Annotated in this window: 23 protein-coding genes; 11 read left to right on the top strand and 12 right to left on the bottom strand. The window is 72.1% G+C overall.

The features are described from left to right. Window positions 1-11: 11 nt before the first annotated feature. Complete coding sequence (locus tag ACV530_RS34480; protein WP_494336653.1) at window positions 12-1,013, top strand: TAXI family TRAP transporter solute-binding subunit; 1,002 nt, start codon at window positions 12-14, stop codon at window positions 1,011-1,013. A 1-nt stretch (window position 1,014) separates the two neighbouring features. On the opposite strand, the gene ACV530_RS34475 is transcribed toward ACV530_RS34480, so the two are convergent. Beyond that, entirely contained in the window at window positions 1,015-2,406 is a 1,392-nt protein-coding gene (locus ACV530_RS34475) for a sensor histidine kinase (protein WP_494336652.1), read from the bottom strand. 15 nt (window positions 2,407-2,421) lie between these two features. Beyond that, window positions 2,422-3,135, bottom strand: coding sequence for a response regulator transcription factor (locus ACV530_RS34470; RefSeq protein WP_494336651.1), 714 nt, complete (start codon window positions 3,133-3,135; stop codon window positions 2,422-2,424). 252 nt (window positions 3,136-3,387) lie between these two features. Between ACV530_RS34470 and ACV530_RS34465 the strand changes: the two genes are divergently transcribed. The 8 genes from ACV530_RS34465 (at window position 3,388) to ACV530_RS34430 (ending at window position 9,634) form a co-directional block, all read left to right on the top strand. After that, complete coding sequence (locus tag ACV530_RS34465; RefSeq protein WP_494336650.1) at window positions 3,388-4,164, top strand: amino acid ABC transporter ATP-binding protein; 777 nt, start codon at window positions 3,388-3,390, stop codon at window positions 4,162-4,164. A gap of 77 nt (window positions 4,165-4,241) precedes the next feature. Then, window positions 4,242-5,162, top strand: coding sequence for a glutamate ABC transporter substrate-binding protein (locus ACV530_RS34460; protein ID WP_494336649.1), 921 nt, complete (start codon window positions 4,242-4,244; stop codon window positions 5,160-5,162). A 29-nt stretch (window positions 5,163-5,191) separates the two neighbouring features. Then, complete coding sequence (locus ACV530_RS34455; protein ID WP_494336648.1) at window positions 5,192-5,842, top strand: amino acid ABC transporter permease; 651 nt, start codon at window positions 5,192-5,194, stop codon at window positions 5,840-5,842. Then, the gene (locus ACV530_RS34450) at window positions 5,839-6,738 is read left to right on the top strand and encodes an amino acid ABC transporter permease (protein ID WP_494336647.1); all 900 of its coding nucleotides are present in this window, start codon (window positions 5,839-5,841) and stop codon (window positions 6,736-6,738) included. Before ACV530_RS34455 ends, ACV530_RS34450 begins: the two co-directional genes overlap by 4 nt. A gap of 140 nt (window positions 6,739-6,878) precedes the next feature. Then, window positions 6,879-8,543 carry an FAD-dependent monooxygenase gene (locus ACV530_RS34445; protein ID WP_494336646.1) on the top strand — a complete coding sequence of 555 codons (1,665 nt, stop codon included), beginning with the start codon at window positions 6,879-6,881 and terminating at the stop codon, window positions 8,541-8,543. Between the two features lie 33 nt (window positions 8,544-8,576). Then, the gene (locus ACV530_RS34440) at window positions 8,577-8,663 is read left to right on the top strand and encodes a putative leader peptide (protein ID WP_494336658.1); all 87 of its coding nucleotides are present in this window, start codon (window positions 8,577-8,579) and stop codon (window positions 8,661-8,663) included. Window positions 8,664-8,780: 117 nt separating this feature from the next. After that, window positions 8,781-9,263, top strand: a complete 483-nt coding sequence (locus ACV530_RS34435) for a cupin domain-containing protein (protein WP_494336657.1) — start codon at window positions 8,781-8,783, stop codon at window positions 9,261-9,263. Next, window positions 9,260-9,634, top strand: coding sequence for a rhodanese-like domain-containing protein (locus ACV530_RS34430; protein ID WP_494336645.1), 375 nt, complete (start codon window positions 9,260-9,262; stop codon window positions 9,632-9,634). The genes ACV530_RS34435 and ACV530_RS34430 overlap by 4 nt, the downstream gene beginning before the upstream one ends. Before the next feature lie 72 nt (window positions 9,635-9,706). Here the strand turns inward: ACV530_RS34430 and recX are convergent, their stop codons facing one another. From recX to ACV530_RS34415, 3 genes are all read right to left on the bottom strand, one after another. Next, window positions 9,707-10,309, bottom strand: coding sequence for a recombination regulator RecX (gene recX, locus ACV530_RS34425; RefSeq protein WP_494336644.1), 603 nt, complete (start codon window positions 10,307-10,309; stop codon window positions 9,707-9,709). A gap of 18 nt (window positions 10,310-10,327) precedes the next feature. Beyond that, a complete protein-coding gene (gene recA, locus ACV530_RS34420; protein ID WP_494336643.1) occupies window positions 10,328-11,440 on the bottom strand; it encodes a recombinase RecA in 1,113 nt (370 codons plus the stop codon). A 198-nt stretch (window positions 11,441-11,638) separates the two neighbouring features. Beyond that, a complete protein-coding gene (locus tag ACV530_RS34415; protein ID WP_494336642.1) occupies window positions 11,639-11,833 on the bottom strand; it encodes a DUF3046 domain-containing protein in 195 nt (64 codons plus the stop codon). 146 nt (window positions 11,834-11,979) lie between these two features. Here ACV530_RS34415 and ACV530_RS34410 point away from each other — a divergent pair, with 146 nt between their 5' ends. Continuing rightward, window positions 11,980-12,900: a hypothetical protein gene (locus ACV530_RS34410; protein ID WP_494336641.1), complete on the top strand. Its 921-nt coding sequence runs from the start codon at window positions 11,980-11,982 to the stop codon at window positions 12,898-12,900. A gap of 71 nt (window positions 12,901-12,971) precedes the next feature. Then, window positions 12,972-17,717: an ATP-dependent helicase gene (locus ACV530_RS34405; RefSeq protein WP_494336640.1), complete on the top strand. Its 4,746-nt coding sequence runs from the start codon at window positions 12,972-12,974 to the stop codon at window positions 17,715-17,717. A gap of 99 nt (window positions 17,718-17,816) precedes the next feature. Here the strand turns inward: ACV530_RS34405 and ACV530_RS34400 are convergent, their stop codons facing one another. From ACV530_RS34400 to rimO, 7 genes are all read right to left on the bottom strand, one after another. Then, window positions 17,817-18,050: a hypothetical protein gene (locus tag ACV530_RS34400; RefSeq protein ID WP_494336639.1), complete on the bottom strand. Its 234-nt coding sequence runs from the start codon at window positions 18,048-18,050 to the stop codon at window positions 17,817-17,819. A 44-nt stretch (window positions 18,051-18,094) separates the two neighbouring features. Next, entirely contained in the window at window positions 18,095-18,307 is a 213-nt protein-coding gene (locus ACV530_RS34395) for a hypothetical protein (RefSeq protein WP_494336638.1), read from the bottom strand. A gap of 63 nt (window positions 18,308-18,370) precedes the next feature. Then, on the bottom strand, window positions 18,371-18,841 hold the full coding sequence (locus tag ACV530_RS34390; RefSeq protein ID WP_494336637.1) for a Dps family protein: 471 nt from the start codon (window positions 18,839-18,841) through the stop codon (window positions 18,371-18,373). 152 nt (window positions 18,842-18,993) lie between these two features. Then, window positions 18,994-19,377, bottom strand: a complete 384-nt coding sequence (locus ACV530_RS34385; protein ID WP_494336636.1) for a helix-turn-helix domain-containing protein — start codon at window positions 19,375-19,377, stop codon at window positions 18,994-18,996. A gap of 94 nt (window positions 19,378-19,471) precedes the next feature. After that, window positions 19,472-20,011 (bottom strand): CinA family protein, encoded by a 540-nt coding sequence (locus ACV530_RS34380; RefSeq protein WP_494336635.1) that lies wholly within the window; start codon window positions 20,009-20,011, stop codon window positions 19,472-19,474. Continuing rightward, window positions 20,008-20,637, bottom strand: coding sequence for a CDP-diacylglycerol--glycerol-3-phosphate 3-phosphatidyltransferase (gene pgsA, locus ACV530_RS34375; RefSeq protein WP_494336634.1), 630 nt, complete (start codon window positions 20,635-20,637; stop codon window positions 20,008-20,010). The genes ACV530_RS34380 and pgsA overlap by 4 nt, the downstream gene beginning before the upstream one ends. After that, window positions 20,634-22,118, bottom strand: a complete 1,485-nt coding sequence (gene rimO / locus ACV530_RS34370) for a 30S ribosomal protein S12 methylthiotransferase RimO (RefSeq protein ID WP_494336633.1) — start codon at window positions 22,116-22,118, stop codon at window positions 20,634-20,636. The genes pgsA and rimO overlap by 4 nt, the downstream gene beginning before the upstream one ends. Window positions 22,119-22,196: the final 78 nt, after the last annotated feature.

The raw sequence follows: 22,196 nt of genomic DNA, 5'->3' as shown, positions 1-22,196 counted from the left end.
AGGATCCGCCCATGACCCCCGGGCTCCCGCGCCTCGGCAGGCGCCGTGCCGTCCAGGCGGCCGTGGCAGCCGCCGCCGTGCTCGCGCTGCTGGTGTGGTGGCTGACCGGCCGGCCGGAACAGGCGGCGCCGAGCGGGCGGATGACGATCGCCACGGGGGTGCCGACAGGGGTCTACGCGAAGTACGGTGCCCTGCTCAAGCAGGACCTCGCGCGGGACCTGCCGGACCTGGACGTACGGCTCACGAACAGCATGGGCTCCCTCGACAACCTGCGCCGGGTCACCTCCGGCCGGGCCGCCTTCGCCATCGCCACCGCCGACGCGGTCGCCGACTACCGCAACCGGGGAAAGCCCGGCGGGGAGCATCTGCGCGCCTGTGCGCGGCTGTACGACGACTACATCCAGCTGGTCGTCCCCAAGGCGTCACGGGTGCGGTCGGTGCGCGACCTCAAGGGGCTGCGGGTGGGCATCGGCACGCCGGGATCCGGGGTGCAGCCGATCTCCTGGCGGCTGCTGAAGGCCGGGGGGCTGGACTACCGCAAGGACATCACGCGTGTGGAGGTGGGCATCGACGCGATGCCCACGATGCTGGAGAAGGGCGAGATCGATGCCTTCTTCTGGTCCGGCGGGCTGCCGACCGTCCCCATCCGGTCGCTCACCGACCGTACGCCGGTCCGTCTCGTCGAGCTCGGCTACCTGATCAACCAGTTGCACCAGCAGGACCCCGTGACGCGCTTCTACCGGGCGGCCGTCATCGCGCCCGACGTGTACCCGAAGCTGGGGGCGTCTTCCGAGCCCGTCAAGACGATCGCGGTCGCCAACCTCCTGGTGACCATGGACCGTACCGACCCCGACCTCGCGGAGGGCGTGACCCGTACCGTGATCAGGGGCCGGGACCGGATCGGCCGTGAGGTGCACGCCGCACAGCTGGTGGATCTGCGCACCGCGGTGTTCACCGACCCGCTGTCGCTGCACACGGGAGCACGCCGCTATTACGTGTCGGTCAAGCCCTGAATCAGGGCTGTTCCCGCGGGACTTCGATCGTCACGCGCAGCCCCTGGGGCTTGTTCTGCGCGAACGAAAGGGTGGCGCCGGACGCCACGAGCAGGGCGCGGGAGATGGACAGGCCGAGCCCGGAGCCGGCGACGTTCTGGTGTCTGCCGCTGCGCCAGAAACGGTCGCCGACGCGGGCGAGTTCGTCCTTGGTGAGGCCGGGTCCGCCGTCCGCGACCGTCACGACGACGACGCTCCCCGCGGCCGCGACGGAGACGTCCACGCGGGCGCCCTCGGGCGTGAACTTGAGCGCGTTGTCCACGACCGCGTCGAGGGCGCTGGAGAACGCGACCGGGTCGGCCCAGCCTGTCGCCGCCGACGGGCCGTCGTACCGCAGGGCGACCCGCGCGCGGTCGGCGACCGGGGACCAGGCGCCGACCCGGTCGGTGACGATCTCGGCGATGTCCGCCAGCCGCGCGTCGGCGCCGGAGTACTCGGCCAGCGCCAGGTCCAGGAGGTCGTCCAGGACCCGGCCCAGCCTCTTGCCCTCGGCCCGCACCGATGCGACCTCCTCGTGCCCCTCGGGGAGGTCCAGGGCCAGGAGGTCGATACGGAGCAGCAGAGCGGCGAGCGGATTGCGCAGTTGGTGCGAGGCGTCGGCGACGAAGGCGCGCTGCTGTTCCAGGACGTCCTCGACGTTGTCGGCCATCTCGTTGAACGACCGGGCCAGGTGCCGGAGTTCCGGCGGACCGCTGTCCGCTCTGACCCGTGAGTTCATCCGGCCGGTCGCCATGCTGTGCGCCGCCGCGTCAAGGGTCCGTACGGGCCGCAGCACCCATCCGGTGAGCCGGAACGCCGCCGCGACGGCGAGCAGCATCGCCGCCGTCTCGCCCGCCGCGAGCAGCAGCCACTGGTGCAGGATCCGCGAACGCAGCCGCCCGGTGGGCGAGTCGGTGAGGACGACCGCCACCACGTCCCCGTCCCGGACGACGGGGGACGCGACCGTGAGCCTGCTGCGCCGCCACGGCCACACCTGCCGCGGATCGTGGCTGCGGCGGCCGGCGAGGGCCTCGTCGAAGGCCTGCGCCCCTTCGCCGCCGGGAGGCACTTTCCAGTCGTGGGGCGACACGGCCAGAGCGTCGCGGTTGCGCAGGAAGACACCGGCCTTGATGCCGTAGAGGGTCTGGTAGCGCTCGAGTTCGTACCGGAGGGTGAGGAACCGTTCGTGCGCGGTCCGGTCGGAATCGGTCGTGACGTACTGGGCGAGCGAGGCGAAGCGGGCGGTGTCGTCGATCCGGTCGACGACCACGCCCTGCTGGTTCACCGCGGCGATCCCCGTGGCGAGCGGCAGGCCGAGGGCGACCAGGACGCCTGCCATGAGGACGATGAGGAGCGGAAACAGTCGGGTTCGCATGGTCTCGTCAGGCCTCTAGGGGGTGTCCGCGGGGACCACGATTTTGTAGCCCACGCCGCGCACGGTCTCTATCAGTGCGGGCATGCGCAGCTTCGAGCGGAGCGAGGCGATGTGCACCTCCAGCGTGCGGCCGGTCCCCTCCCAACTGGTGCGCCACACCTCGCTGATGATCTGTTCGCGGCGGAAGACCACACCGGGGCGCTGGGCGAGCAGCGCCAGCAGGTCGAACTCCTTGCGCGTGAGCGGAACGGGGACGCCGTCCACGCAGACGCGGCGGTTGGGGAGTTCGATGGTCAGCGCCCCCAGCCGCAGGGCAGCCCCGGGGCCGTCGCCGGGCTGCTGCCGCTGGTCGCCGTCGCCCGGCGGGGTGCGCCGGGCGACGGCGTGGATGCGCGCGAGCAACTCGCCGGTGTCGTACGGCTTCACGACATAGTCGTCGGCACCGAGGTTCAGGCCGTGGATCTTCGAGCGGGTGTCGGCGCGGGCGGTCACCATGATGACGGGCGTTCCCGTGCGCTTGCGGATCCTGCCGCAGACCTCGAAACCGTCCTGGTCGGGCAGGCCGAGGTCGAGCAGGACGACGCCGAACGGCGTGCCCCCGTCCGGCAGCAGCGCCTTCAGGGCCTCCTCGCCGCTCCGGGCGTGGGTGACGGCGAAGCCGTGCCGGGCGAGCACGGCCGACAGCGCCGCGGCGACATGGTCGTCATCCTCCACGAGCAGCAGTCTCATCGGCCCCTCCGTGCGGCTGCGGTCAGCTCGCATCCACGCCGATGGACACCCGGCCCGTCAAGGGGGTCCCGTACGCAGGGAGGCTTCTGTTACGCAGCCGGTACCCCCGGTGCACTCCGCACGCCCCCTGTACGCAGCGCTTCCGCTTGCAGCCGGATCGTTATCCTCAATTTCAGCTCAGATGTAATGACGCTGGTCGCCACGGCTCATTAGGGTCCCCCTCAACCGAGGAGGACGAAGCGAGGAACGCCGATGAGCGGAGCGCCGGTGACCAACGACGAGCCCACCCCTGCGGACGCACTGGTCGTCCTGGACAAGGTGAACAAGCACTTCGGCACCCTCCATGTCCTCCAGGACATCGACTTGGCCGTCGCACGCGGTGAAGTCGTGGTCGTCATCGGGCCCTCCGGCTCCGGCAAGTCCACGCTCTGCCGGACGATCAACCGCCTGGAGACGACCGACTCCGGTTCCATCACCATCGACGGCAGACCGCTGCCCCAGGAGGGCCGTGAACTGGCGCGGCTGCGCGCCGACGTGGGCATGGTCTTCCAGTCCTTCAACCTCTTCGCGCACAAGACCGTCCTGGAAAATGTGACGCTCGGCCAGGTCAAGGTCCGCAAGAAGGACCGGAGATCGGCCGAGTCGACGGCCCGGACCCTGCTGGACCGGGTGGGCGTGGGCGCCCAGGCGGACAAGTACCCGGCGCAGCTGTCCGGCGGGCAGCAGCAGCGCGTGGCGATCGCCCGTGCGCTGGCCATGGACCCGAAGGTGATGCTCTTCGACGAGCCGACCTCGGCGCTGGACCCGGAGATGATCAACGAGGTGCTGGAGGTCATGCAACAGCTCGCGCGGGACGGCATGACGATGGTCGTCGTCACGCACGAGATGGGCTTCGCGCGCTCCGCCGCCAACCGCGTGGTCTTCATGGCGGACGGCCGGATCCTCGAGGAGGCGCGGCCGGACCGGTTCTTCAGCAACCCGCGCAGCGACCGGGCGAAGGACTTCCTGTCGAAGATCCTGCACCACTGACTCCGCCTTCATCGGCTCCCCCTCCCCACCCGTCTCCACCCGTCTCGCAACTCAGGGCGACGCAAAGGATGTTCACCATGAAGCTCCGCAACACCGCCGCCGTGGCCGCCGTGGTGCTGGCACTCACCGCGTCCGCGACCGCCTGCGGAAAGTCGGGCAGCCCGGACGACGACAAGGACAAGCCGGGCAACGGCAAGTCGGCGGCCCCGCTGCCGGCGTACAAGGTGAACACCGCGGCCGACATCAAGGACTCGCCCGTCTTCCAGCGGATCAAGGGCAAGACCATCACCATCGGCACCAAGGCCGACCAGCCCTACCTCGGCTACGAGAACCCGAGCACCAAGAAGCGCTCCGGATTCGACGTGGAGATCGCCCGCATGATCGCGGCGGATCTGGGCTTCGACGAGGACCACATCAAGTTCAAGACGATCCAGTCGGAGGCGCGCGAGACCCAGATCGCCAATGGCGGCGTGGACTTGTACGTCGGCACGTACACGATCAACGACGAGCGCAAGAAGCAGATCTCCTTCGCGGGCCCGTACTACGTCGCGGGCCAGGACCTGCTGGTCAAGAAGGACAGCAGCATCAACGGCCCGGATGACATCAAGGGCAAGAAGGTCTGTTCGGCGACCGGCGCCACCCCGCTGAAGCGGATCAAGGAGCCCAAGTACGGTGCCGCCGAGGTGAAGGCGCAGTCCGGCTACCAGCTGTGCGTCCAGGAGCTGGTCAACGGATCCGTGGACGCCGTCACCACGGACGACGCGATCCTCATGGGCTACGCGGCCCAGAACAAGGGCGCGTTGAAGGTCGTCGGCAAGCCTTTCTCCAAGGAGCCCTACGGTGTCGGCCTGAACAAGGGGGACAAGGCGCTGCGCGAGGCGGTCGACAACGCCATCGAGGCCCATGAGAAGAACGGCGACTGGAAGAGGGCCTTCGACGCGACGCTGGGCCTCTCGGGTTCTCCCGCGCAGAACCCGCCCGCGATCGAACGTTACTGACCCGTCATGCGATTCCCGGGAGAAGTGACGTGAACGTTCTGACGGACAACTTCGACGACTTCCGCGCAGGCTTCATCAACACCGTCGAACTGACGGCGTTCAGCGCACTGCTCGCTCTCGTCCTGGGCACCCTCATCGCGGCGTTCCGTGTCTCCCCGGTGCCCGCGCTGCGCGCGTTCGGCACCGGGTGGGTGACGCTGCTGCGCAACACCCCGCTCGTGCTGCTGTTCCTCGCCGTCACCCTGGGGCTGCCGCAGCTCGGACTCAAGGGCTGGGACTCCTTCTGGCTCGCCGTGCTGGCCATGGGCTGTTACACCTCGGCGTTCATCTGCGAAGCCGTCAGGTCCGGCATCAACACCGTGCCGGTCGGCCAGGCGGAGGCGGCCCGGTCCATCGGGATGACCTTCACGCAGACCCTGGGGCAGATCGTGCTGCCGCAGGCCGTCCGCACCGCGATACCGCCCATAGGGAGCCTGATGATCGCCCTCACCAAGAACACGGCGATCGCCTCGGGCTTCAATGTGGCCGAACTCGGTGCGCTGCAGAAACAGCTCAACGCCGACATGGGCTACAACATCTACGTGATCTTCCTCTGGATCGCGGCGTGTTACCTCATCATCACGTTCCTGATCGGCGCCCTGTTCCGGCTGCTCGAGAACCGGCTGGCGGTGGCCCGATGAGCGGCAGCGTCCTCTACGACGTGCCCGGCCCCAAGGCACGCAAGCGCAACCGGATCTACGGCGTGGTGTCCGTCGCCGCGATCCTCGGCCTCATCGCCTTCGTCGTCCACCGGCTGGATGTGACCGGGCAGTTCCAGTACGGGCTGTGGAAGGCGTACGAGTACACCGACACCCAGCAGCAGATCGTCGACGCCCTGGGGACGACGCTCAAGGCGTTTGCCCTCGCGGCGGTGCTCTCGCTCGTGGCGGGCGTGCTCCTCGCCACGGCCCGGCTCTCCGATCACCGGCCGGTCCGCTGGGCGGCCACGCTGGTCGTGGAGTTCTTCCGCGCCATGCCGCTGCTCATCATGATGTTCCTGCTGTCCGCGGCGTTCTTCACCACCGACCCTCTGTGGGCCGTGGTCATCGGGCTGATGCTGTACAACGGCTCGGTCCAGGCGGAGATCTTCCGCTCCGGCATCAACGCCGTGCCCAAGGGACAGAGCGAGGCCGGCTATGCGCTGGGACTGCGCAAGACCCAGGTGATGACGAGCATCCTCGTCCCGCAGGCCGTCCGGTCGATGCTGCCCTCGATCATCAGCCAGCTCGTGGTGACCCTCAAGGACACCTCGCTCGGCTCCATCATCCTTTTCGAGGAACTGCTGTTCACCGGCAAGCGGTTCGCCACCCAGGTGGACCCCGTGAACGGCGTCTACGCCTTCATCCCGATGGTGATCGTCTTCGGCTCGGTCTACGTCCTGCTGTGCCTGGCCCTGTCGGGCCTCGCCACATGGGTCGAACGGCGCACACAGCGCTCGCGCAAGGGCACCCCGACCGTGCCGGCCGGGACGGGCGCGGCCCTCGAGGGCGCCTCCGGCGCGGACGCGCCCAAGCCGGACCGACCGCACGACAGCTGACGTCCCGTCGCCCGCGTACGGGCGGCGGGGCGCGTGTCACCGGCACACCGTGCGGCCGACTCCGATCACTTGACGCATGCAGCGGCAATGGGTTGCATACGTTCTGTGATCGTGCTCCGTCTTCTCCCCTCCCGCGTGCCGTGGACCCGGTGATCGTCGTCGGGGCCGGCCCGGTCGGCCTCACGCTGGCCCTGGCCCTGGCCCGGCGCGACGTGCCCGTCGTCGTCCTCGACGAGGCCCCCGGCTCCACGGACCAGGACGACGGGCGCCTGGCCCGTACGGTCGTGCTGCGACCGGAGACCGCCCGCATGCTCGAGCGGTTCGGGTGCGCCACCACGGGGGGGACGCGCTGGACGGGCTGGCGCACGCTGCGCCGCCGGTCGGTGGTGGCCCGGGTGCCGTTGCAGGAGGGCGAGGGGGAAATGGCCTCGCCTCTGCATCTTCCCCAGCACATCCTGGTGCGTGAACTGCGTGCCGCGCTCGCCGCGCACGAAGGGGTGCGGGTCGTCCCCGACAGCCGGGTGACCGTGCTGAAGCAGGACCCCGACGGGGTCACCGTGCAGACCCGGGGCGACAACGGGTCGTCCTGGCGCGCCGGTTACCTGGTCGGCTGCGACGGCGCCCGTTCCGTCGTCCGCAAGCTGCTGGGCGGCCGCTTCCCCGGACGCACGGCGGTGGAGCGGTACGCGGTCGCCGCGCTGCGGGCCGAACTGCCGTGGCCCGGCGAGGCCGTTCTGCACCGGTCCCCGGGGCGCGGCGACGAGGTGACGGCCCGTCCGCTGCCGGACGGGGTGTGGCGGCTGGACTGGCTGCTGCCGCCGGACGGCGAACTGGTCACTCCCGACGCCCTGCTCGCCCGCGTCCACGACTCCCTGGCCCTGTGGTGCGGAGGCGTCCCGGCGTACGACCTCCTGGACACCGGCGTGCACATCGTGCACCACCGGCTCGCGCGCCGCTGGCGCAGCGGACGCGCCTTCCTCGCCGGGGACGCCGCGCATGTGCTCGGGACGCTCGGGGTCCAGGGGCTCGACGAGGGGCTGCAGGACGCGGAGAACCTCGCCTGGAAGCTGGCACTCGCCTGGCACCACGGTGCCTCGGACACACTGCTCGACAGCTACCAGGCCGAACGGAGGGGGGCGGTCGTGGCACGGCTGCGCGCCGCCGACCGGGCGCTGCCCGCGGTGCGCGGCGAGGGCGGGTGGCGCACGGTACGGCGCACGGTCGTGCCCGGCGCCGTGCGCGGCCACGATGTGCTGCTGACGGAAGGGCACTTGGGGCGCGGCGCGCTGGGCGCGCCGACGGTGTACGCCCGTACGCCCCTCACCCCGGCCGCCGACTCCCCCGAGGTCGGCACCGCCGTGGGGGATCTGGTGGCGGACGTACCGGTGACCGCGCCGGACGGATCGGCGGCGTCGCTGCACGACCGGCTGAACGGGGACCTGCTGGTGGTGCTGATCGCCCCGGGTACGGGCGTGTGGGAGCGCCGGCACTGGCTGGGCGCGGGTCTCATGCCGCGGCTGGCCTCCGCCGTCGGCGCCCTGCCGATGAAGGCCGAACTGCTGGTGGCCGAGGGCTATCCGGGGGCCGCGGCGCACATGGTGCTGGTGGTGCGGCCGGACGGCCGTCTGGTGGCCGCGTTCTCCGGGGTACGGGCCGCGGAGCTGTACGCGTGCGCGGACGCGACGCGCGGCGGTGCGGCGGCGCCGGCGCCCGTGGACGCGGACGCGGACGCGGACACAGCGGAGTCCGGCCGGGAGGTCCCGGAGCTCGACGGCGAGGCCAGTGAGGCTACGGCCAAGCGTTGACCGGCCCGTGAGCACCGTGGTTCACTCCGGCACATGACGGAGAGCGGTGCGCGTTTCTGGCGGAGGGTCCATGTGGACCTCCTCCGCTACGCGGGCTGCGTCTGTCGTCCGTCCTGTTGATCCGTTTCCCTGTGCGCGCGGCCGGCTGCCCGGCACGCGCAACTCGTGCGATCACTCAGGACGGTTGTCGTGTCTCTCCCTCTGTCTGCGTCCCTGACCCCGCCCGGCACCCCGGACATGGCCGGTCTGCTCGGTTTTGTGCGCGCGGTCGCCGCCGATGCCGCGCTCGTCTCCTCGCTTCCCCTCGATCCCGAGGGGCGTACCTGGATCCGGTTGACGGGACCGGCCGGGAGCGAGGCCTGGCTCATCGGCTGGCCACCCGGTTCGGGCACCGGCTGGCACGATCACGGCGGTTCCAACGGCGCCTTCGCCACGGCGGCGGGCGTGCTGACCGAGCAGTCGCTCGCGGCTCAACTGCCCACCGAGGGTTGGAAGGTGCTCGAGCTGGCCGACGGCGTCGACCGTGAGCGGCGGCTCGCCGACGGGAACGGCCGGGCGTTCGGGCCGCACCATGTGCACCAGGTGTTCAACGCCTCTCCGGAGCGGCATGCGGTGTCGGTGCACGCCTATCACCCGCCGCTGCCGATGATGCGGCGGTACAGCAGGACCGGGCCGGTGCTGCGGCTCGAGCAGGTGGAGTGGCCGGAGGACTGGGGATGAGGGTCGAGGAGCTCCTGGCCGCCGCCCGTGCGGAACTCGACCGCCTGAGCCCGGCGCAGGCGGCCCAAGTCCAGGCCGAGGGCGGGCTGTTGGTGGACATCCGCTATGCGGCGCTGCGCGAGCGCGACGGGGTCATTCCCGGAGCGCTCGTCGTGGAACGCAATGAGCTGGAGTGGCGGCTCGATCCGGACTGCGCCCACCGCGCGCCCGAGGCCACCGGGCACGGTCTTCGGGTGGTCGTGATCTGTGACGAGGGGTATGCGTCCTCGCTGGCGGCCGTCTCCTTGCGGCAGTTGGGCCTGCACCGCGCCACGGATGTGGCGGGCGGCTTCCAGGCATGGCGCTCGGCCGGCCTGCCGGTGACACCCTGACGGCGGAGAAACCCTGAGCGGGGAGGCCTTGGGCGGGGAGTTCCTGGGCGGAGGAGCCCTGGGCGGGCCGCCCTACTCCCCCGCCCCGTACGCATCCAGCAGCTCCTCGGCGTCATCCCCCTCCTCCGCGAGGGCCTGCCGCACCACCCGCAGGGCGAGCCCCTCGCCGTACCCCTTGCGGGCCAGCATGCCGGCGAGCCGGCGCAGCCGCTTCTCCCGCTCCATGCCCCGCGTGCTGCGCAGCTTGCGGTCGATCAACTCCCGTGCCGTGCGCTCCTCCTGCTCGGAGTCGAGCTGCCCCAGGGCCTCGTCGATCACCGCCGAGTCCACGCCCTTGGTGCGCAGCTCACGCGCCAGTGCGCGGCGGGCCAGCCCACGGCCGTGGTGCCGGGACTCCACCCAGGCGCCGGCGAACGCCGCGTCGTCGATCAGCCCCACTTCCTCGAAGCGGGACAGCACCTCCTCCGCCACCTCGTCGGCGATCCCCCGCTTGGCCAGCGCCTCCGCGAGTTGCCCGCGGGTGCGCGGGGATCCGGTGAGCAGGCGCAGGCAGATCGCCCGCGCCTGCTCCTCCGGCGGCGGTGATGGTGCGCCCCCGGCCCTCGACGGGGACACGCCATCACCGCCCGTCCGGTTGCCGGCTTGCGGCTCAGGCCAGTTGCTTCGCCGTGTCATGGGATCGGACCCGGCCCGCTAGCTCTTGGCCGTCGCCTTGGCCGCCTTCCCCGAGGACTTGGCCGGGGCGGGCACCGACTTGGCCGGCTCGGCGGTGGCCGCGTCCGCGCCGGGCTCGGCACCCGGGGTCTCGGGCTTGACGCCCACGCCCAGCTTCTCCTTGATCTTCTTCTCGATCTCGTTGGCGAGGTCGGGGTTGTCCTTGAGGAAGTTGCGGGCGTTCTCCTTGCCCTGGCCGAGCTGGTCGCCCTCGTACGTGTACCAGGCGCCGGCCTTGCGGACGAAGCCGTGCTCCACGCCCATGTCGATCAGGCCGCCCTCGCGGCTGATGCCCTGGCCGTAGAGGATGTCGAACTCGGCCTGCTTGAAGGGCGGCGCGACCTTGTTCTTGACGACCTTGCAACGGGTGCGGTTGCCGACCGCCTCCGTGCCGTCCTTGAGCGTCTCGATGCGGCGGATGTCGATGCGCACCGAGGCGTAGAACTTCAGCGCCCGGCCACCGGTCGTGGTCTCGGGGGAACCGAACATCACGCCGATCTTCTCGCGGAGCTGGTTGATGAAGATCGCGGTGGTCTTGGACTGGTTGAGCGCGCTGGTGATCTTCCGGAGCGCCTGGCTCATCAGGCGGGCCTGGAGGCCGACGTGCGAGTCGCCCATCTCGCCCTCGATCTCCGCGCGGGGCACCAGGGCCGCCACGGAGTCGATGACGATCAGGTCGAGCGCGCCGGAGCGGACCAGCATGTCGACGATCTCCAGCGCCTGCTCGCCGTTGTCCGGCTGGGACAGGATCAGGTTGTCGATGTCGACGCCCAGCTTCTTGGCGTACTCGGGGTCGAGCGCGTGCTCCGCGTCCACGAAGGCGACCGTGCCGCCCGCTCGCTGGGCGTTGGCCACGGCGTGCAGGGTCAGGGTCGTCTTGCCGGAGGACTCCGGCCCGTACACCTCGACCACACGGCCGCGGGGCAGCCCGCCGACGCCGAGGGCGACGTCCAGCGCGGTCGATCCGGTGGGGATGACCTCGATGGGTTCGTTGGGCCGCTCGCCGAGGCGCATCACGGCGCCCTTGCCGAACTGCCGTTCAATCTGTGCGAGCGCGGCATCCAGTGCCTTCTCGCGGTCCGTGCCTGCCATGGCTTCCACCCGGTGTGTTTGAGTCGATCGCTTCACGTCCACGACGCTAATGCCTGCCACTGACAATGGGCCCGGACGCCGCCCCTGGCCCGGGAACAACCGTCATCCCACCGGGGCGGAGCACCAATCAGAATAGATGTTCGATTTTCGTGTCAAGCGGAACCCGCCGCCCCCGGCGGAGCGGCGGGCGGACGTGCGTCAGCGCATGCTCTCGGGGATCTCCATCGCCCGGCACACCGCACGCCACACGTCCTTCGCGTTCCAGCCCGCGTCCAGTGCCTGGTGCACCGTCCTGCCCCCGAGCTCGGACATCACGTGATCACGTGCAAAGGAATCGGCATACGCCGGGCCGAAATGATCAGCCATGCGCTGCCAGAACACCGTCAACCTCATACACGCAGCGTAAGGCGTCACGGGCCGGTGCCCGGACGCCGCCGACGCCCGGGACGTCAACCCCGTACGCACCGGCCCCCGCCCCTGCGGGTGCAGCCGGGCGCGAGCCACTGACCGGCGGCGTATTCGGCTCTACGGTCTTGTGCATGGCCCCATCCGGAGCATCCGCCGTAGTCCGTGCAGAACAGTTCATCTGGCTGACCGCCCGCGTCCTCGAACAACGCAGATTCGCCTATCACTTCCTGAACGGCAGTCCCGATGCCGTCGAGGCGGCTCTGACGGCCTACCTGGGCGACGACGGAGGCTACGGGCACGCTCTGGAACCCGATCTGCGCGGCCCGGCGAGCCAACCCCTGCACACGGCGCACGCCTTGCGCGTCCTGGACGAGATCGGCCGCTGCGGCGACCGCCGTGCCGAGCTCGTGTGCCGCTACCTCACGGCCGTCTCCACCCCCGACGGCGCCCTGCCCGCACTCCACCCCTCCCTGCACGGCTGCCCGGCGCCCCCGTGGCTCCCCGTCCTGGAGGTCCCCCCGAGCGCCCTGCTCACCACCGGCCCCGTGGTGGGCCTGCTGCACCGCAACGACGTGTGGCACGCCTGGCTGTTCCGCGCCACCGACTTCTGCTGGGCGGCGGTCGACGCGCTCGGCCTGGGCACCAGGACGCACCCCCACGAGGTCCGGGCCGCCGTCGCGTTCCTCGACGGCGCCCCCGACCGCACGCGCGCCGAGGCCGCCGCCGACCGCCTCGGCCGGGCGGTCCGGGAGCAGCGGCTGGCCGTGCTGGACCCGGAGCGGCTGGGCGGCCACCCCCTGCCGGACGGCTACGCCCCCGGCGAACACCACTTCCCGCACGACTTCGCGCGGACGCCCGACTCCCTGGCCCGCTCCTGGTTCACCGACGCGGAGCTCACCCGATCACTGGACTTCCTCGCCGCCGCCCAGGAGGACGACGGCGGCTGGCCGCACCGCAGGCACGCATGGGCACCGGGCACCGCCCTGGAGTACCGGCCGGTGGCGACCATCGACGCGCTCCTGACCCTGCGCTCCTACGGCCGCCGGCTCTAGCCACGGCCCGGGCACCGCCCCCGGCCTGCCCGTCCGGGGCATTGTCAGTGGTGCGGTGCACGATGGGGGACATGGCCAACGACCCGGCGGAAGCGACGCCCGGGGGCCCTGCCACGGCCCTCGCCGCGTTCTCGCCCGCGACCCGCTCCTGGTTCACGGGAGCCTTCACCGCGCCCACCCCCGCGCAGGCGGGGGCCTGGCGGGCGATCGGCGAGGGCTCCGACGTGCTGGTCGTCGCGCCGACGGGCTCCGGCAAGACGCTCGCCGCCTTCCTCGCCTCGCTGGACCGGCTGGCGAGCGCCCCGCCGCCCGCCGAGCGCCACAAGCGCTGCCGCGTGCTGTACGTGTCCCCGCTCAAGGCCCTCGCGGTCGACGTCGAGCGCAACCTCCGCAGCCCGCTCACCGGCATCCGCCAGGAGTCGGTGCGGCTGGGCCTGCCGGAGCCGGACGTCCGCGTCGGCATCCGCTCCGGCGACACCCCGGCCGCCGAGCGGCGCGCCCTGGTCACCCGGCCGCCCGACATCCTGATCACCACTCCCGAGTCGCTGTTCCTGATGCTCACCTCCGCGGCCCGGGAGGCGCTCACCGGCGTGGAGACCGTCATCCTCGACGAGGTGCACGCCGTCGCCGGGACCAAGCGGGGCGCGCACCTCGCGCTCTCCCTGGAGCGCCTCGACACCCTGCTCCCCCGCCCCGCCCGGCGCATCGGCCTGTCCGCCACAGTCCGGCCGGTCGACGAGGTGGCCCGCTATCTGTCGCCGCAACGCAAGGTGGAGATCGTCCAGCCGCCCTCGGGCAAGGAGTTCGACCTGTCGGTGGTCGTGCCCGTCGAGGATCTCGGGGAGCTGGGCGCCTCGCCCGTGCGGGAGGGGGACGACAAGGAGCGGCCGTCGATCTGGCCCCACGTCGAGCAGCACATCGCCGACCTCGTCCAGGCCCACCGCTCCACCATCGTCTTCGCCAACTCCCGCCGCCTCGCCGAGCGCCTGTGCAACCGGCTCAACGAGATCGCGCACGAGCGGGCCGCCGGGGCACCCCTGCCCGAACACCACTCCCCCGCCGAGCTGATGGGCGGCTCCGGCGCGGCGTCGGGCGCCCCGGCCGTCATCGCCCGTGCCCACCACGGCTCGGTCTCCAAGGAGCAGCGGGCCCTGGTCGAGGAGGACCTCAAGGCGGGCCGGCTGCCCGCCGTCGTGGCCACCTCCAGCCTGGAGCTGGGCATCGACATGGGCGCGGTCGACCTCGTCGTCCAGGTCGAGTCGCCGCCCTCGGTCGCCTCCGGGCTGCAGCGCGTCGGCCGCGCCGGTCACCAGGTCGGCGCCGTCTCCACGGGCGTCGTCTTCCCCAAGTACCGCGGCGACCTGGTGCAGGCCGCGGTGGTGACGGAGCGGATGCGCCAGGGGGCCATCGAGTCCCTGCGCGTGCCCGCCAACCCGCTGGACGTGCTCGCCCAGCAGATCGTCGCCATGACCGCCGTGGACACCTGGGACGTCGGCGAGCTCCTGGCCCTGGTCCGCCGCGCGGCTCCCTTCGCCGCGCTGCCCGAATCCGCCTACACCGGCGTGCTCGACATGCTCGCCGGGCGCTATCCCTCCGACGCCTTCGCCGAGTTGCGGCCCCGCCTCGTCTGGGACCGCACGGCCGGCACGGTCACGGGCCGCCCCGGGGCGCAGCGCCTCGCCGTCACCTCCGGCGGCACCATCCCGGACCGCGGCCTCTTCGGCGTCTTCCTGGCGGGCGCGGACCCCAAGAAGGGCGGCACCCGCGTCGGCGAGCTCGACGAGGAGATGGTCTACGAGTCGCGCGTCGGCGACGTGTTCACGCTTGGCACCACCTCATGGCGGATCGAGGACATCACCCGCGACCGCGTCCTCGTCACCCCCGCCCCCGGCGTCCCCGGCCGGCTGCCGTTCTGGAAGGGCGACCAGCTGGGCCGCCCCCTCGAACTCGGGCGCGCGCTGGGCGCGTTCCTGCGGGAGGTCGGCGGCCAGCCGCCCGAGGCCGCCCGCCGGCGCCTCACCGCCGCCGGCCTCGACACCCTCGCCGCGGACAACGTCCTCTCCTACCTCGCCGAGCAACGCCGCGCCTGCGGGCACGTGCCCGACGACCGGACCATCGTCGTCGAGCGGTTCCGCGACGAGCTGGGCGACTGGCGGGTCGTCGTCCACTCCCCCTTCGGCGCCCAGGTGCACGCCCCCTGGGCGCTCGCCCTCGGCGCCCGCCTCGCCAAGCGGTACGGCATGGACACCCAGGTGATGCACGCCGACGACGGCATCGTGCTGCGCCTGCCCGACACCGACCTGGCGGGCCTGGACCTGCTGGACGCCGACCCGGCCCGGCAGGGCACGGAGTTCGACGCCGAGCAGTCCCCCGTCTCGGCCGCCGACGTCACCTTCGACAAGGAGGAAGTCGGCGGGATCGTCACCGAACAGGTCGGCGGCTCCGCCCTGTTCGCCTCCCGCTTCCGCGAGTGCGCCGCCAGAGCCCTGCTCCTGCCGCGCCGCTCCCCCGGCAGACGCACCCCCCTGTGGCAGCAGCGCCAGCGCGCCGCCCAACTGCTCCAGGTGGCCGGCGAGTTCGGGTCGTTCCCCATCGTCCTCGAAGCCGTCCGCGAATGCCTCCAGGACGTCTTCGACGTCCCCGGGCTCACCGAGCTGATGGGCGACATCGAGGCGCGCCGCGTCCGGCTCGTCGAGGTGACCACCCCCGAGCCCTCGCCGTTCGCCCGCTCCCTCCTCTTCGGCTACGTCGCCCAGTTCCTCTACGAGGGCGACTCCCCGCTCGCCGAGCGCCGCGCCGCGGCCCTCTCCCTCGACTCGAGACTGCTGGCCGAACTGCTGGGCCAGGCCGAGCTGCGCGAGCTGCTCGACCCGGAGGTCCTCGCGGAACTCGAGCGCGAGCTGCAGTGGCTGACCGAGGACCGCCGGATCAAGGACGCCGAGGGCGTCGCCGACCTGCTGCGACTCCTCGGCCCCCTCACCGACGGGGAACTCGCCGAGCGCGGCGCCGAACCGCAGTGGGCACAGGAGCTGTCCGGGGCGCGGCGCGCGCTCAGCGTCCGCATCGCCGGCCGGGACCACTGGGCCGCCGTCGAGGATGCCGGGCGCCTGCGCGACGCCCTGGGCACGGCCCTGCCCGTCGGCGTGCCCGAGGCCTTCACCGAGCCCGTCAAGGACCCGCTCGGCGACCTGCTCTCCCGATACGCCCGCACCCACGGCCCGTTCACCTCGGCACAGGCCGCCGCACGCTTCGGCCTCGGCACCGCGGTGACCGAAGGCGCCCTGCACCGCCTGGCGGCGTCCGGGCGCATCGTCCAGGGCGAGTTCCACCCCTCCGGCCTGGGGCAGGAGTGGTGCGATGCGGCTGTCCTGCGCAGGCTGCGCCGCCGCTCCCTCGCGGCGCTGCGGCAGGAGCTCGAGCCCGTGCCGCCCACCGCGCTCGCCGCCTTCCTCCCCCAATGGCAGCACATCGGCGGCCACAGCCTGCGCGGCATCGACGGACTGGTGCGCGCCGTCGAGCAGTTGCAGGGCGCGCCCGTCCCCGCTTCCGCCCTGGAGAAGCTGGTCCTGCCCGCCCGCGTGAGCGACTACGCCCCGGCGATGCTCGACGAACTCACCGCGGCCGGCGAGGTGGTGTGGGTCGGCGCGGGTGCCCTGCCCGGCAAGGACGGCTGGATCGCGCTGCTCCCCGCCGACGCGGCCCCGCTTCTGCTGCCCGCCCCGCACCCGCTCGAACTCACCCCCGTGCACCGGGCGGTGCTCGGCGCCCTCTCCGGCGGATACGGCCTGTTCTTCCGTCAGATCGCCGAGAGAGTCCGCGCGGAGCTCCCCGATCTCGACGGCTCCGCCGGTGCCGACGCCCGTATCGCCGAGGCGGTCTGGGATCTCGCCTGGTCCGGCCGGCTCACCAACGACACGCTCGCACCGCTCCGTTCGCTCCTCGGCTCCGGTCGCACGGCGGGTTCCACCGCGCACCGCGCCAAGCGCACGGTCCCGCGCGGGCGTTACGGCGCCTTCGCCGGCCGCGCGGCCCTGGCGGGCCGGCCCACCGCCTCCCGTGGCGGACCCCCGACCGTCGCGGGCCGCTGGTCCCTGCTCCCCGAGCGCGCGCCCGATCCCACGCACCGGGCGCATGCCCTGGCCCGTACGCTCCTCGACCGGCACGGCGTGGTGACCCGGGGCGCGGTCGCCGCCGAGGGGGTGGAGGGCGGCTTCTCCGCGGCCTACCGCGTGCTCTCCGCCTTCGAGGACAGCGGGCAGGCCCGCCGCGGCTATGTCGTCGAGGGCCTGGGCGCCGCCCAGTTCGCGGTGGAGGGCGCGATCGACAGACTGCGTGCCGTCAGCACGGCACGCGAGAGGGCGGGCGAGGCCGGGCCCGTCGGGCACCCGGGGATACGCACCGCCGGGCGAACCGGCCACGGCCGCGCGGTCGTTCTCGCCGCGGCGGATCCCGCCAACGCCTACGGCGCCGCCCTGCCCTGGCCGGACCCGCCAAGTGACGCCTCCCACAAGCCGGGACGCAAGGCGGGCTCCCTCGTGGTCCTCGTCGACGGCGCGCTCGCCCTCTACATGGAGCGCGGCGGCAAGACCCTCCTGGCCTGGCCGCAGGCGGAGGGCTCCGAGGAGCCGAGCGCCGACGACCCCGTCCTGCGCGAAGCGGCGGCGGCCCTGGCCGAGGCGGCCCGGGCCGGCTCGCTGGGCACCGTCACGGTCGAGCGCGTCAACGGCTCCCCCGCGCTCACCGCACCACTGGGCGCTCTCCTGGAGTCCGCGGGCTTCCACGCCACCCCACGCGGCCTGCGCCTGCGCGCACCCTGACGGTGCGGTCGAGACTGTGCGGTCGAGCGGGGCACCCGGAGGGGCCATCACGCGGGAAACGTGAATAAGCCGTTCGAGTGAAGCCGAGCCCCCGCAGACTCATCGCCTCCGCGCCCGTCCCCGCTTCCGCGGGCGCGGCACACAATGCACGGGCAGCAGGCTCAGCCCCCAACCCCCCGCCGCCACCAGCCCTTCCACGATCCCGCCCCGGCCGCCCGGCGGCATCATCAGCCGGAGCACCGTCCACGCCCACACCCCGCAGGCGACGAGCGCGAGCAGCCCGCGCACCGGCCCGCACGACCGAAGGCGGCTCCGTATGCCGTGCCACAGCATGGCTGCCTCCTTCGGCTGACCTCCCGGACCCGTCCTCCCCGCCGTCAGCCGAAGGACTGCCCGCGGAGCAGCTCCAGCTCCTGCTCGAGCTCCCGGATCAGGCGGTCCCGCCGGTGCAGTTCGACGATCACCCGCTGCTCGCCCTCGTGCATGCCCTCCTGGTAGACGCTGCGCACAAAGGCCCCGGCCGTCCGCTGGTCGAGCTCCGTGACCACCATCAGCTCCTCGGTGAAGCGGACGACGGGCTGCTCGTTCATGCCCCCAGGAGAACTCTTCCGGTGCCCACCCGCCACCCGGGCCGCCACCGCACCGCACCGCCCTCAGCCGGTCTGCGCCTGGAACATCCAGTGGTGCTTCTCCAGATCGGCCGTCAGCCCGATCAGGATGTCCTGGGTGACCGGATCCGGCTCGTCCGTGGCGGCGATGCGCTCGCGCATCCGCTTGATCACGACGGCGAGTGCCGCGACGAGGATGCGCACGGCCTCCGCGTCCTCGTTCCACCCGCCCCCGACCGGGGCGATCCCACTGGTCTCGGCCACCGTCCCGGCCCGGCCGTCCGGGGCGACGCCCAGCGCCGAGGCGCGCTCCGCCACCGTGTCCGCGTGCTCGCGTGCTGACGCGACGACCTCGTCGAGTTGCAGGTGCACGGGACGGAAGTGGGCGCCGAGCACGGTCCAGTGAACCTGCTTGGCGACGAGGGAGAGATCCACCAGGTCGACGAGCGCACCCTGGAGGGCATCGGCGACGACCTTGCGGTCCTGTTCCGGCAACGGGCTTTTCACGACAGACATCCGGTTTCTCCTCTCCAGCGTCCGATCCGTTTACTCCCGTTTTTCCACCATGACACAAAGGCGGGAATGGGGCCCGAATACGCCGGAGCCCCGGTCAGCCTTCCTGCTGACCGGGGCTCCCGGTGGAGATATCCAAACGCTTTGGAACGGCGTCAGGCCGCGACCACATCCACGGCTTCCGCCGGTGCCTTGATGGTCACACGCTCGCCCGGAACGCCCGAAACGGACGCCACGGACATGGAATTGAACATCGGCCGCATCGGCGCGGGTACCGGCTCGCTCGCCGCCGCCGACTGCGCCAGCTCGGCGAGCGACAGTTCATCACTCACCTCGCGCATGACCTCGGACATCCGTACGTCCAGAGCGTCGCAGATTGCGGAGAGAAGCTCGGAGGACGCCTCTTTCTGCCCGCGCTCGACCTCGGAGAGGTAACCGAGCGAGACCCTGGCCGATGAGGAGACCTCGCGCAGAGTGCGGCCCTGGCGTTGGCGCTGCCGACGCAGCACGTCACCCAGCAGGCGACGGAGCAGAATCATCGGTGGCTCCCTCCTTGGACCGCGAATCCGGATCCTTCACGCCCCACCGTACCGCCTCGGGGTGCGGCCGTGCGGGGAGCTATGTCGTGTTCACTCAGGGCTGCAAACATCCATTCCCCCCGTTGTGTTCCTTATCCTTTGCCCCCGTGTTCCCGGCCAGTTCGCCCAGCAGCAGGGCGAGCACCGCGGTGACGCTCGCGGTCCTGACGCGCTCCCGGTCCCCGTCGAGCGACAGCTCGCGCACCGTCTCGGCGCCGCCCGGACCCACGGCCGCGACGAACACCGTCCCGACGGCCTTGCCGTCCTGCGCGGTGGGACCGGCGACCCCGGTCGTGGCGAGTCCCCAGTCCGCGGCCAGCAGCGACCGTACGCCCCGGGCCATCTGACGGGCGACCTCGGCGTCGACCGCTCCGCGCTCGGCGAGCAGCCGCGCGTCCACGCCCAGCACATCGCGCTTGACCTCGGTCGCGTACGCGGTGACCGAACCCCGCACCACACGCGAGGCGCCGGGGACGGTGGTGAGCGCGGCCGCGACCAGACCACCGGTGAGCGACTCGGCGACGGCGACCGTACGCCCCGCCCGCACCAGCGCCGCCAGCACCTCCCCGGCGGCGCCGGGGCCCGCCGCGCTCACTTCCCGGACTCCCCCGCACGGGAGGCGCGGCGCAGCACGATCGCCTGCCGCACATAGTCGAGCCCGGTGAGAACGGTCAGCACCACGGCGACCGCCATCACCCAGAAGCGCAGGGTGGCGAGCCACTCGGTGAGCGGCAGGATGTACATCCCCACGCCCACCCCCTGCGCGAGCGTCTTCATCTTGCCGCCGCGGCTGGCCGGGATGACCCCGTGCCTGATCACCCAGAAGCGCATCAGGGTGATGCCGATCTCGCGGAAGAGGATCACGCTCGTGACCCACCAGGGCAGGATCGTCAGGACCGACAGGCAGATCAGGGCCGCACCCATGATCGCCTTGTCCGCGATCGGGTCGGCGATCTTGCCGAAGTCGGTGACCAGGTTGTACGTACGGGCCAGATGGCCGTCGAAGAGGTCCGTGATCATGGCGACGGCGAACGCGGCCCAGGCGAACGAGCGCCAGGCCGGGTCCTCGCCACCGTCGTGCATCATCAGCAGGACGAATCCCGGCACCAGGCACAGCCGCACCATGGTGAGGATGTTGGCGATGTTCCACAACCGAACCGGACGCCTGGCGGCGGCCGCCCTGGCCGGCCCGCCCGCGGCCGAGGCCGGGACTCCGCTCATCTGCCCGCCTCCTCGGTACACCCGCCGTCCCCGTCGTACCCGACGGGCTCGGCGACGAGGTCGACTCCCTCGCTCGCCACCACCTTTGCCACGACCATACGACCGGGGACGGGCGTGCTGTCCATGGTGAGGAGCACCTGGCCATCGGTCTCGGGCGCCTGGTGGGCGGCCCGGCCGATGACCCCGTCCTCGTCGTCGACGCGGTCGACCAGTACTTCGATTGTCTCCCCGATCCGCTCCTCGGCGCGCTGCGCGGTGAGCTCCTCGGCCAGCCGCGAGACGCGCGCGAGGCGCTCCGCGACGACCTCGGGGTCGAGCTTGTTCCCGTAGCCGGCCGCCTCGGTGCCGTCCTCGTCGGAGTAGCCGAAGACGCCGATGGCGTCCAGCCGCGCCTCGGACAGGAAACGTTCCAGCTCAGCGAGGTCGTCCTCGGTCTCGCCGGGGAAGCCGACGATGAAGTTGGAGCGGGCGCCGGCCTGCGGCGCCTTGGCACGGATCTGCTCGAGCAGGCCGAGGAAGCGGTCGGTGTCGCCGAAGCGGCGCATCGCCCGCAGCACGCCGGGGGCCGAGTGCTGGAAGGAGAGGTCGAAGTACGGGGCGACCTTCTCCGTGGAGGTCAGCACGTCGATCAGGCCGGGCCGCATCTCCGCGGGCTGGAGGTAGCTCACCCGCACCCGCTCGAGGCCGTCCACGGCCGCGAGCTCGGGGAGCAGGGTCTCCAGCAGCCGGATGTCGCCGAGGTCCTTGCCGTACGAGGTGTTGTTCTCGGAGACCAGCATGATCTCCTTCACGCCCTGCTCCGCGAGCCAGCGGGTCTCGCCCAGCACGTCCGAGGGGCGGCGGGAGATGAAGGACCCGCGGAAGGAGGGGATGGCGCAGAACGAGCACCGGCGGTCGCAGCCCGACGCGAGCTTCACGGAGGCGACGGGGCTGGTGCCGAGCCTGCGGCGCAGCGGGGCCCGCGGCCCGGAGGCCGGGGCGATCCCGTCCGGCAGGTCGGCGGGGGGAGTGTCCTGGGCGTGCCCCGGCAGGGCCACGGCGGAGGCCTGGCGCTCGGCGGGGCTGATCGGCAGCAGCTTGCGCCGGTCGCGCGGGGTGTGGGAGGCGTGGACGCCGCCGGAGAGGATGGTCTGGAGCCGGTCGGAGATGTCGGCGTAGTCGTCGAAGCCGAGCACTCCGTCGGCCTCGGGCAGCGCCTCGGCGAGCTCCTTGCCGTACCGCTCGGCCATGCAGCCGACCGCCACCACGGCCTGGGTACGTCCTTGGTCCTTCAGGTCGTTGGCCTCGAGGAGGGCATCGACGGAGTCCTTCTTCGCGGCTTCGACGAAGCCGCAGGTGTTGACGACGGCGACGTCGGCGTCGGCGGCGTCCTCGACGAGGTCCCAGCCATCCGCCGCCAAGCGGCCTGCCAGCTCCTCCGAGTCCACCTCGTTACGGGCGCAGCCAAGTGTGACAAGAGCGACGGTACGGCGTTCGGGCATAGGGCTCAGCCTACTTTGTCCCGGCACCCCTTCCGCTGCCGAGTGGCATGCCTGCGCGGAGAGCCTGGTCACCCATGG

Source organism: Streptomyces sp. SX-6, assembly GCF_059089585.1.
This window is presented reverse-complemented; position numbering and strand designations above follow the sequence as displayed.